Annotated in this window: 8 protein-coding genes; 4 read left to right on the top strand and 4 right to left on the bottom strand. The window is 72.6% G+C overall.

Translation table 11 applies throughout. The features are described from left to right. A partial coding sequence (locus ACFWPQ_RS39755) for a hypothetical protein (protein WP_352094450.1) occupies positions 1-216 on the top strand: 216 nt, incomplete at its 5' end. Positions 217-537: 321 nt separating this feature from the next. Here ACFWPQ_RS39755 and ACFWPQ_RS39750 read toward each other — a convergent pair. Continuing rightward, the gene (locus ACFWPQ_RS39750; RefSeq protein WP_384046246.1) at positions 538-1086 is read right to left on the bottom strand and encodes a MarR family winged helix-turn-helix transcriptional regulator; all 549 of its coding nucleotides are present in this window, start codon (positions 1084-1086) and stop codon (positions 538-540) included. A gap of 128 nt (positions 1087-1214) precedes the next feature. On the opposite strand from ACFWPQ_RS39750, the gene ACFWPQ_RS39745 reads away from it, so the two are divergent. Continuing rightward, positions 1215-2501: an MFS transporter gene (locus ACFWPQ_RS39745; RefSeq protein WP_384046243.1), complete on the top strand. Its 1287-nt coding sequence runs from the start codon at positions 1215-1217 to the stop codon at positions 2499-2501. A 144-nt stretch (positions 2502-2645) separates the two neighbouring features. Here the strand turns inward: ACFWPQ_RS39745 and ACFWPQ_RS39740 are convergent, their stop codons facing one another. Together ACFWPQ_RS39740 and ACFWPQ_RS39735 are read right to left on the bottom strand one after the other, a co-directional pair. Further along, positions 2646-4292 (bottom strand): SpoIIE family protein phosphatase, encoded by a 1647-nt coding sequence (locus ACFWPQ_RS39740; protein ID WP_384046240.1) that lies wholly within the window; start codon positions 4290-4292, stop codon positions 2646-2648. Between the two features lie 192 nt (positions 4293-4484). Continuing rightward, positions 4485-5864 (bottom strand): NAD(P)/FAD-dependent oxidoreductase, encoded by a 1380-nt coding sequence (locus ACFWPQ_RS39735; RefSeq protein ID WP_384046236.1) that lies wholly within the window; start codon positions 5862-5864, stop codon positions 4485-4487. Positions 5865-6267: 403 nt separating this feature from the next. On the opposite strand from ACFWPQ_RS39735, the gene ACFWPQ_RS39730 reads away from it, so the two are divergent. Together ACFWPQ_RS39730 and ACFWPQ_RS39725 are read left to right on the top strand one after the other, a co-directional pair. Next, positions 6268-7047 carry a TetR/AcrR family transcriptional regulator gene (locus ACFWPQ_RS39730; protein WP_384046233.1) on the top strand — a complete coding sequence of 260 codons (780 nt, stop codon included), beginning with the start codon at positions 6268-6270 and terminating at the stop codon, positions 7045-7047. 270 nt (positions 7048-7317) lie between these two features. Further along, a complete protein-coding gene (locus tag ACFWPQ_RS39725) occupies positions 7318-9207 on the top strand; it encodes a sigma-70 family RNA polymerase sigma factor (RefSeq protein ID WP_384046230.1) in 1890 nt (629 codons plus the stop codon). Here the strand turns inward: ACFWPQ_RS39725 and ACFWPQ_RS39720 are convergent. Then, complete coding sequence (locus ACFWPQ_RS39720) at positions 9194-12475, bottom strand: BTAD domain-containing putative transcriptional regulator (RefSeq protein WP_384046227.1); 3282 nt, start codon at positions 12473-12475, stop codon at positions 9194-9196. The two genes, ACFWPQ_RS39725 and ACFWPQ_RS39720, sit on opposite strands and share 14 nt — an antisense overlap. Positions 12476-12538 lie beyond the last annotated feature (63 nt).

Here is a 12538-nt window from a genome sequence, read left to right as displayed (position 1 = left end):
CTGGCGTTGACTTTTGGCACGCTGTTGAGTTCTCAAGGAACGGTCGCTTCCTTTGTACTCACCCTCTCGGGCTTTCCTCCGGGCTTCCCTTCGGTCTTGCGTTTCCGACTCTATCAGATCTTTTCTCGACCCGATTTCCTCGGTGCTTTCCAGGTTTCCGCTCTCGCGTTTCCCTTTCCGGCGGTTCCGACTCTATCAGATCCTTTCGGCGTCTGATTCCCAGTCAGCGGGAGTTGTCTTCGCGGCTGTTGGGCCGTTCCGACGTCCCAAACCTTAGCGGATCCGCTCCGCGATTCCCAATCGGGCCTCGCGGTCCGATCGGGCACCACTGAGACTCCAAATCGAATTGAATTCGGGCACGCCGAAATCAACCCGGTCGGGAGATCGTGCTGGTGGTTTGGGTTGCCGCTCATGCGGCAGAGGTGCTGTCGCAGAACCGTTACGGCTCCGTGGCAACCCGAAGAACATTACGGGGCGGGGAAGGGGGTGTCAACCCTCCCCTGTCAAGATTTTTTCCGCGGCCCGCGTGTCCCGGCGTCAGTCCAGGTCAGAGAGCCGACCGCCGGCATCGGGCTGGGCGTGCTCGACGCGACGCAGCAGCCTGGTGAGCACCTCGCCGAGCACCGCACGCTCCGCCGGGGAGAGGTCCTGGAGCAGATCCTCCTCGAAGACGGAGGCGAGGCGCATGGCCTCCAGCCACTTCTCGCGTCCTTCGGGAGTCAGCTCGACGATCACCCGTACGCGGTTGGATTCGTCCCTCTCCCGGGTGACGAGCCCTTCGGCGACCATCCGGTCGATGCGGTGGGTCATCGCTGCGGGAGTGAGGCCGAGGCGCTTGGCCAGTTCGCTGGGGCCCAAGCGGTAGGGGACCCCGGAGAGGACGAGGGCCTTGAGGACCTCCCACTCCGCGTTGCTGATGCCGAGGGCTCCGGTCTGGCGGCCGTAGGCGACGTTCATGCGGCGGTTGAGCCGGGAGAGCGCCGAGACGATCTTCTCGACCTGGGGGTCGAGGTCCCGGAATTCGCGCTGGTAGGCGGCGATCTGTTCGTCGAGTGTCGGCTCGCCGGCGCCGGTGGTGTCGGCCATGGGCTGAAGTATCGCATGGGTGCGCTTGGCGTTGAAGTCCTTCGCGATGTAGTCTTTAGCTTCGAACTTTAGCTTCAAAGTCTTGAGACTTCAGTAGTCCATGACTTGACGACCTGAGAGAGGTGAACGTGACCAGGGCGATGGGCGCAGCGATGCGCCGGATCCACGTGGGCAACGCACTCAGCGCGTTCGGGCTCGGCTTCACCGTCCCCTACCTGTACGTCTATGTGGCGCAGGTGCGGGGGCTCGGTGCCATGACGGCGGGGTTCATGCTCGCCGTCTTCGCCGTGGCCGCGCTGATCGTGCTGCCGTTCGCCGGCCGGGCGATCGTGCGGCGCGGCCCACTGCCGGTCCTTCTCACCGCCCTGGTGACGGCCGCGATCGGTGCGCTGAGCCTGGGGCTGGCGGGGAGCGGGCCGACGGTGCTGGCCGCGGCGGCGCTGCTCGGGGCCGGGCAGGCCGTGATGCAGCCGGCGCTGGCGACGATGATCGTGGACTGCTCGACGGCGGAGACCCGGTCCCGGGCCTTCGCGACGCAGTTCTTCCTGCAGAACCTGGGGCTGGGCGTCGGTGGCCTCATAGGCGGCCACCTCGTCGACACGACCCGGGTCTCCTCCTTCACCCTCCTCTTCGCGATCGAGGCGGCGATGTTCCTGCTGCTGGCCGTCGTGATGTCGACGGTGCGGATGCCGCACTCGCCGAGGATCGGGGACGCACCGGCCTCGTCGTCGGCGCAGGGCAGCTGGAAGCAGCTGCTCGGGAACCGGGCGATGGTGCAGCTGTCCGTGCTGGGCTTCGTGCTGTTCTTCGCCTGCTATGGGCAGTTCGAGTCCGGGCTGAGCGCGTACGGCGTGGAGGCCGCGGGGATATCCACGTCCGCGCTGGGGACCGCGCTGGCCGCGAACACGCTGATGATCGTCGTCGCGCAGTTCGCCGTACTCAGGTTCGTCGAGCGGCGGCGGCGGTCGCGGGTGATCGCCGGGGTCGGACTGATCTGGGCCGTGGCGTGGGTCGTCGCCGGGTACGCCGGGCTGGGGCATGGCAGCCAGGAGATGGCGACGGCGGCGTTCGTGTCGACGTACGCGCTGTTCGGGCTGGGTGAGGCGATGCTGTCGCCGACGGTGGCTCCGCTGGTGGCCGACCTCGCGCCGGAGGGGATGGCCGGGCAGTACAACTCGGCGTTCGCGCTGGTCAAGCAGCTGGCGCTGGCGGTGGGGCCGGCGGTGGGCGGGCCGATGGGGGCCTCGCTGCATGCGCCGTACGTCGTGACGTTCCTGCTGTTCTCGCTGGGGATCAGTGTGCTGGCGGTGCGGCTGGGGAAGCGGCTGACCGACGTCCAGGACCGGCCGTGGCTCGCTGCGAGGAGCAGGGTCGTGGCGCGGGGCGGGGCGACTTCGGAGTCCGTGTCGGCTTAGTGGGGGCGGGGGTGCGGACGCTTACCGGCGCTTGCAGGGTGCCGCCGCGAAGCGAGAGCGCCCCGTCAGGGGCGCGGGGAACTGCGCGACCAGCCCCCACCCGCCCGCAGCCGAACCACAAGGGCGCCCCCTACGGCGCTCCCCCTACCCCTTCGGCAGTACGAACTCGCACCACACCGCCTTCCCACCCCCGGGCGTCCTTCTAGACCCCCACCCCGAAGCGATCGTCGCCACGATCGCGATGCCCCTCCCGGACTCGTCGCCCGGTTCCGCGCGCCTCCGGCGCGGTAGGTGGTCGTCGCCGTCCGTCACCTCGATGATCAGTCGGCGGTCGGTGCGGCGAAGCCGCAGCCGCATGGGCGGGGTGCCGTGCTGGAGGGAGTTGGCGACCAGCTCGCTCGTGGCGAGTACGCCCAGGTCGTGGAGATCGGCCGGGAACCGCCAGCTGGTCAGCACGCCGGAGGCGAACGCACGGGCGCGTGGCGCCGCCTCGATGCCACCGAGCAGTTCCAGCGCTGCGTTGCGGAACAGGTCGCTGTCCGGGCCCGTACGGGCCGGATGCTGGAGGACCAGGACGGCGACGTCGTCGTCGTGGTCGGCCGTGACGCCGGCCGAGCGGACCAGTCGGTCGCAGACGACCTGGGGGGTGCCGGTGGCTCCCGCCAGGGCGCGCTCCAGTGCCTCGATGCCCTCGTCCAGGTCCTTGTCACGGCGTTCGACCAGGCCGTCCGTGTAGAGGACGGCCGTCGAGCCGGGGCCCAGCGGTACCGAGCCGGACGTGTGGACCCAGCCGCCGGTGCCGAGCGGCGGTCCGGTCGGTTCCTCGGTGCGCAGCACGCTGCCGTTCTCGTCACGGACCAGGATCGGGAGGTGGCCGGCGGAGGCGTACACCAGCCGGCCCTCGTTGGGGTCGTGGACGGCGTAGACGCAGGTGGCGATCTGGTTCGGGTCGATCTCGGTGGCGAGGCCGTCGAGGAGCTGGAGGACCTCGTGCGGGGGGAGGTCCAGGCGGGCGTAGGCGCGGACCGCCGTACGGAGCTGGCCCATGACCGCCGCCGCGCGGACGCCCCGGCCCATCACGTCGCCGATGACGAGGGCGGTGCGGCCGCCGCCGAGGGTGATGACGTCGTACCAGTCGCCGCCGACCGCGGCCTCGGTGCCGCCGGGCTGGTAGGTGGCGGCGATGCGCAGGTCGTCCGGTTGTTCGAGTTCCTGGGGGAGGAGGCTGCGCTGGAGGGTCACGGCCGTCTCGCGCTGGCGGCGTTCGCTGGCGCGCAGCCGCTCCGCCGCCTCCGCGTGGTCGGTGACGTCGGTGGCGAAGAGGAGGACGCCGCCGTCGCGGTCGCCGTTCTCGGCGACCGGGGTGCAGGTGAAGGTGTAGGTGCGGCCGTCGAGCGCCTTGCGGGACTTGAGCGTGCGGGGCTTGCCGCTGCGCAGGACCTGGTCGAGGAGGGGGAGGAGGCCCAGTTCGGCGAGTTCGGGCAGGGCCTCGCGGGCGGGGGCGCCCGGGGGGCGTGCGCCGAAGGCGGTCGTATAGGCGTCGTTGACGTACGCGATGTGGTGGTCGGGGCCGTGGACGAGGGCGACCAGGGCCGGGACGTGGTCGAGGACGCCCCGGGCGGGCAGTTCGTCGACCGCGGGTACACAGGGCGGGTTGTCGGTCAGTTGTTCGGCGCGGGCCGCGGGCACGGAGCCGTCCCCCCGTCGGTCCGCGGGGACCGCGTGCTCGGTCCGCGCTGCGGCGCGGCGCTGCGTTCCGGGGAGCCGGGCGCTCCAGCGCGTGAAGTTCACGAAACCTTGCCTCGTGTCGTCGTCTCCGGCCGGCTCGGGGAGCGGCCGGGGGCCGGGGGAGGTCCCCCGGTGCAGTTCTTGGGAAAGGGTGGGGAGAAGCCTTGTGCTCGGTCGGGTGGCAGTCTGGCAGGGTGGCCGTCGGCGACGACATCCGTCAGACGCCGGGGCGGGCCGTGGAGTTCCTGAGTTCCGTCAGGACGACCCGTTCGAGTCGTCGGAGGGACTGTGAGGAGGCTTTCCACCGGCCGCGAGTTCGAACTCCGCTCGGGGATGTTCGAGTGATCCGAGCGAGACGATCTCCCGTTTGAAGAGCCCCGAGAGGGTCCATTCGGCGAGGACACGGGCCTTGCGGTTGAAGGTGGGCACCCTGCTCAGGTGGTAGACGCGGTGCATGAACCAGGCAGGGTAGCCCTTCAGCCTGCGCCCGTAGACCTGGGCGACGCCCTTGTGGAAGCCGAGGGAGGCGACCGAGCCGACGTACTGGTGGGCATAGGTGTCGAGGGGTTCGCCGCGCAGTGCGTGGACGATGTTGTCGCCGAGGACCCTGGCCTGGCGGACCGCGTGCTGGGCGTTGGGGGCGGTCTCGGTGCCGGGTTCGGCGGCGGTGACGTCGGGGACGGCGGCGGCGTCGCCCGCGGCCCATGCGTGGTCGACGCCGTCGATCGTCAGTTCGGCGGTGCATTTCAGCCGTCCGCGCGGGGTGCGCGGCAGGTCGGTGGCGGCGATCAGGGGGTGCGGTCTGACGCCGGCCGTCCAGACCAGCGTTCGGGTCGGGAAGCGCTGGCCGTCGCTGAGGGCGACGACGCGGTCGACGCAGGACTCCAGGCGGGTGTCGAGCAGTACCTGGATGTTGCGGCGGCGCAGTTCGGTGACGGTGTAGCGGCCCAGCTCGGGGCCGACCTCGGGGAGGATCCGGTCGGTGGCCTCGACGAGGATCCATTTCATGTCCTCGGGCTGGACGTTGTGGTAGTACCGCGAGGCGTAGCGGGCCATGTCCTCCAGTTCGCCGAGGGCCTCCACGCCCGCGTAGCCGCCGCCGACGAAGACGAAGGTGAGGGCCGCGTCGCGGATCGCGGGGTCGCGGGTGGAGGAGGCGATGTCCATCTGCTCGATGACGTGGTTGCGCAGGCCGATCGCCTCCTCGACGGTCTTGAAGCCGATGCCGTGCTCGGCGAGACCGGGGATGGGCAGCGTGCGGGCGATCGAGCCGGGGGCGAGGACCAGTTCGTCGTACTCCAGGAAAGTGGGGCCCTTGCGCTCCTCGGCGGTGGCGAGGGTGGCGACTTCGGCGGTGCGCTTGGCGTGTTCGACGGACGTCACCTCGCCGATGACCACATGACATCGGTCCAGAACGCGCCGCAGGGGTACGACGACGTGCCGAGGTGAAATCGAACCCGCGGCCGCTTCGGGAAGGAACGGCTGGTACGTCATGTAGGGATCCGGGGCGACGACAGTGATGTCGACCTCACCCTGCCTGAGCTCCCGCTTCAGCCTCCGCTGCAGCCTCAGGGCCGTGTACATCCCGACGTAGCCGCCGCCGACAACGAGAATGCGCGCACGTTCCTTCACCATCCCATGACGCACCCGTGACTGTTGTTTGTCCACAGCCCCGGCAATTTGTGTGACCGGACGGCGCGTGTGCCGGGCGTCGGGCGCGCGCGCCGGGCCAGACGAAAGGGGCCAGGTCAGCGGGGGCGGGCAGGGGGGCGCGAAGGCACCGAATCGGGAGGTAAACGACCCGTACTCCGATCGAGGGGCGCACCGTGCGGAACGTCCCCCTTCTGAATTGACAGCCTCTCAACTATGTTCGTGTGTCGACGGGGTGTAGGGGATGTGGCCGAAGGGTCCGCGACGGGCGGTCCGCCCGGCCCGGGGTCCATGGATCGGTCATGGGTCGGTCGCATTTCCGCTCGCTCCGGCCATCAGTGACGGGGAGAGTCTCCGGGGGGAGACGTCGTTAACCGGGGGAATACAAATGCACATTCAGGACACACATTGGGCATCGGCCTCCGCTCTGGCGGCCGGTGGCGGAACGGTGAGCGCGACGGCGGGCAACGGACGCGGTGACGGGCCGCGTACGACGCCGTTGCGGGTGGACGCACAGCGCAATCTGGAGCACGTGCTGCGTGCGGCGCGTGAGGTCTTCGGCGAGCTGGGATACGGCGCGCCGATGGAGGACGTGGCGCGGCGGGCGCGGGTCGGGGTCGGCACCGTGTACCGGCGCTTCCCGAGCAAGGACGTGCTGGTACGGCGGATAGCCGAGGAGGAGACCTCCCGGCTGACCGACCAGGCGCGGGCCGCGCTCGGGCAGGAGGACGAGCCGTGGTCGGCGCTGTCGCGCTTCCTGCGGACGTCGGTGGCGTCGGGGGCGGGCCGGTTGCTGCCGCCGCAGGTGCTGCGGGTCGGGGTGCCGGAGGAGGTCGGCGGCAGTGCCGTGGCCGGCTCCGGGGCCGAAGAGGCCCGGGTGCCGCAGCAGCGGACGCAGCCGGGGGCCGGGGAGTTGCGGCTGGTGCCGGAGGAGCGGGAGCCGGTGGCCGACGCCGCCGACGACGCGGGCGCGGCCGCGCTGCTCGACGTCGTGGGGCGGCTGGTGGAACGGGCGCGGGCGGCCGGTGAGTTGCGGCCGGACGTCTCGGTGTCCGACGTGCTGCTGGTGATCGCCACGGCGGCGCCGTCCCTGCCGGATGCGGCGCAGCAGGCGGCGGCTTCGGCTCGGCTGCTGGACATCCTGCTGGAGGGGTTGAGGTCCCGGTAGTGACGGTGCCCTGTGCTTGGCCGGGCGGGTGACCTCCGCAGGAGGATGTGACGTGCGATGACCGCGGGCGGGTGCGGGTTGACTGTGGCTGGTCGCGCCCGCCCGGCGGCAGCCGCAGATCAAACACAGCCCCGCGCCCCTTCGGGGCACGGTACTCGACGTTTCCTCTTCCGGGTGACCGTCTCGTCGCTCGGGGGTCCGGGGGAAAGCCGGTGTGGCAGTCTGGGCCGGTGATTCGGTCGGGTGGGCAGGCATCGGGGGCGTTCCGCGATGAGCGTTGACGGGTGGGACGAGTCCGTCGGTGAGGGGACGGCCTCGCCGCAGGTGCCCAGCCAGGGCGGGCGGGCCGGGGTACCGCCGGCCGGCGAACCGCCGGAGGGGAACGTTCCGGCACAGCGGGACGGGAGTGTGCTGCCGCCGCGCCGGGAACTGCCCCATCCCGACAGTCAGTTGATCGAGCGGATGCGGGCCGGCGACGACTCGGCGTACGAGGAGCTGTACCGGCGGCACGCGGACGCGGTACGGCGCTACGCGCGGACCTGCTGCCGGGACGGGCACACCGCCGACGACCTGACCGCCGAGGTGTTCGCCCGCATGCTGCAGGCGGTGCGCGGCGGGTCGGGACCCGAGTACGCCGTGCGCGCCTACCTGCTCACCTCGGTACGGCGGGTCGCCGCGCAGTGGATCAAGTCGGCCCGGCGGGAGCAACTCGTCGACGACTTCGCGCTGTTCACGGCGCAGGCCGTGCGCGGCTCCGAGGTGTCCGACGACACCGCATCCCTTCGCTCCTTCGGAGCGGGCCTGGACCTCGGCGCGGACGTGCGGGCGATGCACGAGGCCGAGCAGTCTTTGGCGATGCAGGCCTTCCGTTCGCTGCCGGAGCGCTGGCAGGCCGTGCTGTGGCACACCGAGGTCGAGGACGAGTCGCCGAGCGAGGTGGCCACCCTCTTCGGGCTGGACGCCAACGGCACCCGGGTCCTTGCCAGCCGGGCCCGCGAGGGCCTCAAGCAGGCCTACCTCCAGGCCCATGTGAGCGCCTCCCTCATCGACGACGAGGAGTGCGCCCGCTACGCCGACCAGCTCGGCGGCTACGCGCGCCGCAAGCTGCGGGTCCGCGCCGAGCGGGGGCTGCGCAAGCACCTGGAGGAGTGCGCCAGGTGCCGGCTGGCCGCCGCCCAGATCGAGGAGGTCGCGAGCGGTATCCCGGCCGTCGTACCGGTCGCGGTCATCGGCTGGTTCGGGGCCGCCGGGTACGCCAAGGCGCTCGGGATCATCGCAGGGGGCGCCGGGGTGGGGGCCGCGGGTGCGGCCGCCGCGGCGAGCGGTGCGGGCGGCGGGGCGGGCGGCGGGGCCGGGGGTGGTGCCGCGGCCTCGGAGGGGCTCGCGGGGCCGGTGAAGGCCGGTATCGCCGCCGGAGTGGTCGCGACGGCGATCGCCGTGGTGGCCCTCGCCCTGACGAACGACAGCCACCCGGTCAAGGAGGCCGTGAAACCCGCCCCGTCCACGCCGGTCGTGCAGCCCGGGGCACCGACCCCCACCCCCACGAAGAAGAAACCGGAACCCGAACCGGTCGCCCTCGCCCCCGAACCGGCCCCGACGCCGACGCCGTCCCCGAGTCCCAGGCACACCCCGAGCCCGAAGCCGACCCCCACTCCGGCACCCACGCCGACCCCGACCCCGAGCCCGACCCCCAGCCCCACCCCGACGCCCACTCCGCCGCCCGCCCCGGTCGTCTACGAGTGGAGCGAGCTGAGCTTCGACGTCAACGGCGACGGCACCCGGCCCGAGATGCGGCTCCACGAGAGCAGCTGGGTGTGGCAGCGGTACGGCATGACGGTCGCCGGCAAGGAGTACACGCACGGCGTCACCGTGCACGGCCGGTCCTCCGTCACCATCGACCTCAACCGGCAGTGCACCGCCTACGACGCGATGGCCGGCGTCGACGACATGACCCTCGGCCTCGGCAAGGTCACCTTCGCCGTCTACGCGGACGGGGTGCAGCTGTGGCAGTCCGGGGTGGTCGAGGGCGGACAGGCCGCCGTACCCGTCCATGTGGACCTGACCGGGCACCGGACCGTGCGACTGGTGGTCGAGCCGCAGACCACCTTCGACAGGGCAGCACTCGCCGACTGGGCCGAGTCGAGGTTCACCTGCCGGTAGCGGTCGGTGCGCTGCTCAGTTCGCGCAGGGCGTCCTCCTCGGTGAGGGAGGCGCCGCGCGAGCGCTCGGCCGCGTAGTGCTGCGGGGTCAGCGCCGCACGGGCGGCCGTGTCGACCTCCTCGGCGCGGGTGCGCTCCGGCTCGGGGCGGACACACCCGGCGCGCCAGTGGTCGGCGGCGGCGTACAGCCGTACCGCCCCCGCCAGATCGCCGAGCCGGGCCAGCAGGTCGGCGCCGACGTCCGCCAGGGCCGCCGTGATCACCTCGGCGCACCGGTACTCCACCGCGTCGCGCAGCCCCTGCGCCACGACCGGCAGCGCCCGCGCGGGGCCGTGCTCCAGGGCCGTGAGCATGGCGTCGACGGCATGGATCGCGGCCATGAACTGCGGGGGCGCGCCGCCGGCCGCCGTCATGGCACGGGCGGTCTCGTAGTACTCGCGCGCTCGGGGCAGGTCCCCGTCGTCATGGGCCAGGACCGCCCGCAGCAGCGCCACGTACGCCTTCGACTCGGTCACCCCGTACCGGTCGGAGATCTCGCCCGCCCGGTCGAGGGTGGCCCGGGCAGCCGCCCGGTCCCCGGCGCGGAAGGCGGTCTCGGCGAGCCGCGCGAGCAGGAACGGCGTCTCCGCGTGGGCGCCGACCTCGTGGGCGAGCCGCAGCGCCTCCCGGTACTCGCTCTCCGCCGCCGCGAACCGGCCGCGCGCCATGTCCGCCTCGCCGGCCGCGCTGCACACCTGCGCGCCCATCCAGCGGTCCCCGACCCGCCGGCTGAGGACGCGCAGCTCGGCCAGGTCCTCGTCGACGCCCCGCAGGTTGCCGGGTGAGTCGACCAGGATGTGGGTGCGGTACATCAGGGTGACGCCGACCTCCCAGTCACCGCCGTGCACCCGGCAGTTGGCGAGCACGGCGGACATGTCCGGGGCGATGTCCACGGCGGGGCCGCCCAGGGTCCACGCGGTGAGCGGCCAGACGATGCCCGGCAGCCGGGCGGCCCGCGGACCGCCCGGTTCGAAGGAGGCCCGGACGAGCGCGACGTACCGCGGCGTCCGCTCGTCCGTCACCAGGTCCCGCTGGCCGGACTCGGCTGCCAGGAACAGGTCGAGCAGCCTGAGGTCCATGCGCAGTTCGTACAGCGGATGCCCGGCCTCGGCGTCGGGGGCGGCCAGGAGTACGCCGACGGGATCCGCCGCGTCGGCGACCGCGCGCAGCTCCTCCGGACCTGCGTCCTCGGGCAGGGCGTCCCGGGCGACGCCCAGCCGCAGTACCGCGCGCACCGAGGCCGTCGCCTCCTGGCGGTAGTTGCGCAGCCACCAGAACCAGCCGACGGCGAGGACGATCCGGCCCGCCTGCACCTCGTCGCCCGCGCGGACCGCACGGTCCAGGGCGGCCCGGATGTTGTCGAGGTCGGTCTCCAGCCGGCGGATCCAGGGGAGCTGCTCCCCGGAGCGCAGTCTCGGCTCCGCCTCCTCCACGAGCGCCCGCACCCACGCGCCGTGCCGCCGCTCGACCGCCGTGCGCAGCCCGGGGGCCTCCGCGGCGCGCTCGACGGCGTACTCGTGGATGGTCTCCAGCATGCGGTAGCGCATCCCGCCGACGCCGTGCGCGCCGTCCGGGGTGGCGACGATCAGGGACTTGTCGACGAGCGCGCCGACGAGGTCGGCGGCCGGTCCGGTGCACACGGCCTCCGCCGCAGCGAGGTCCCAGCCGCCGGCGAAGACGGACACCTCGCGCAGCATCGTCCGCTCCCGCTCGTCGAGCAGGTCCCAGGACCAGTCGACGACCGCGCGCAGGGTCTGCTGGCGGGGCAGGACCGTGCGGCTGCCGGCGGTGAGCAGGCGGAAGCGGTCGTCGAGCCGGTCGGCGATCTGCCGGGGCGTGAGCAACCGCAGCCGGGCCGCCGCGAGCTCGATCGCAAGGGGCAGTCCGTCCAGGCGGCGGCAGATCTCGTCGACCGCCGCCGCGTCGCTCGCGCCGGTACCGGGGCGGACGGCGGCGGCGCGCTCCTCGAAGAGGCGGTGGGCCTGCTCGGGGGCGAGGGGTTCGACCGGGCGCACCGACTCACCGGGGACGCCCAGGGGTTCACGGCTGGTGGCGAGGACCGTGAGCCCCGGGCAGTGGGTGAGCAGGGTCTCGGCGAGGGCGGCCGCCGCTTCGATGACATGTTCGCAATTGTCAAGGATCAGGAGTTGGCTGCGTGGGGCGCAGTACTCGACGAGCAGGGCCGTGGGGTCCTTCGGCACGGTCGCCAGCTCGTTGGTCATGAGCACGGTCTCGCGCAGGCCGAGGGCGCTGACCACCGCGCCAGGCACCGCCTCCGGCCGGTCGAGCGGGGCGAGCTCGACGAGCCACGCCTGCGGGAGCCCGGCGGCGGCCTCCTCGGCGAGACGGGTCTTTCCGGAGCCGCCCGGTCCGGTGAGGGTGACGAGACGGGCCCTGTGCAATTCGGAACGAACGGCTTCGAGTTCGGGTTCCCGCCCCACGAAAGAGGTAAGCCGCGGACGGAGGTTGCCGGTGCGGGGTGAGGGCGCGCCGAGGGGATTGGGTTCCTGAGTGAGCAACGACGCGTGCAGCGCCTGGAGTTCCGGGCCGGGGTCGGTACCGAGGCCTTCGGCGAGGGTGCGGCGGGCGGTCTCGTACGCGGCGAGGGCGTCCGCCGGGCGGCCGGTGTCGCGCAGGGCGCGGATGAGCAGGGCGTGCAGCGGCTCGTCGTACGGGTGGACGGTGGTGAGCTCGGTCAGCTCCGGTACGGCGTCGACGGCACGGCCGAGGCGGAGGGCCGCGTCGGCGCGGGCACGGGTGGCTTCCAGCCGGAGCGCCTCGGGGCGGGCGGCGGCCGCGGTGCGGTCGGGGAGGTCGGCGAGGGCGGGGCCGCGCCAGAGGGCGAGGGCCGCGGTGAGGAGGCGGTGGGCTGCCGCCGGGTCGCCGACGGCCAGGGCTCGGGCGCCTTCGCGTACCTGCCGCTCGAAGACGTACAGGTCGATGTCGTCCTCGGCCGCCGTCAGGCGGTAGCCGCCGGGGCCGGAGGTGATGGCGCCCTTCCCGAGACTGCGGCGGAGCCGGCCGACGAGGGCCTGGAGGGCGGCCGGGGCGTCCTGGGGCGGGTCGTCGTCCGCCGCCCAGATCTCCTCGATGAGGGTTTCGGGGGTGAGGGTGCGGGTGGGGTGCAGGGCGAGGACGGTGAGCAGGGCGCGCAGGCGGGGGCCGCCGACGGGTATGGGGGTGCCCTGGTCGTCGCTGGCTTGGGCCACGCCCAGGATTCGGTACCGCACCGGGTCATTGTCGCCGGGGGGTGGGGGGAGGGGCACGGAGTTTCGACGCCGGGGGTTTCGGGG

This window comes from Streptomyces sp. NPDC058464 (genome assembly GCF_042721035.1).
Lineage (GTDB): Bacteria > Actinomycetota > Actinomycetes > Streptomycetales > Streptomycetaceae > Streptomyces.
This window is presented reverse-complemented; position numbering and strand designations above follow the sequence as displayed.